We start from the raw sequence: 434 nt of genomic DNA, 5'->3' as shown, positions 1-434 counted from the left end.
GACAGTGCCTCGGCGACCGTGCGGAACTCCTCCAGCATCGGCTCCATCAGCGGCGAGTGGAAGGCGTGCGACACCCGCAGCCGGGACGTACGACGCCCCTGTACGCGGAACACCTCCGCCACCGCCTCCACCGCGGCCTCGGCACCCGAGATCACCACCGAGGACGGGCCGTTGACCGCCGCGAGCGACACCTCGCCGGTCAGGTGCGGCAGCACCTCCGCCTCCGCCGCCTCGACGGCGACCATCGCGCCACCGGCCGGCAGCGCCTGCATCAGCCGGCCACGAGCAGCCACCAGCGCACACGCGTCCGCCAGCGAGAACACACCCGCCACATACGCCGCCGCCACCTCACCGATCGAATGCCCGGCCACGAACTCCGGCCGCACACCCCACGACTCCACCAGCCGGAACAACGCCACCTCGACCGCGAACAG

1 protein-coding gene is annotated in these 434 nt (G+C 72.4%); it reads right to left on the bottom strand.

The window, feature by feature from the left end:
• The coding region (locus ADK41_RS08185) for an acyltransferase domain-containing protein (RefSeq protein ID WP_037805367.1) at window positions 1-434 on the bottom strand (434 nt) is incomplete at both ends.

Source organism: Streptomyces caelestis, assembly GCF_001279005.1.
GTDB classification, from domain to species: domain Bacteria; phylum Actinomycetota; class Actinomycetes; order Streptomycetales; family Streptomycetaceae; genus Streptomyces; species Streptomyces heliomycini.
The sequence above is the reverse complement of the archived record's forward strand: the minus strand, read 5'-3'. Positions and strand labels throughout refer to the sequence as shown.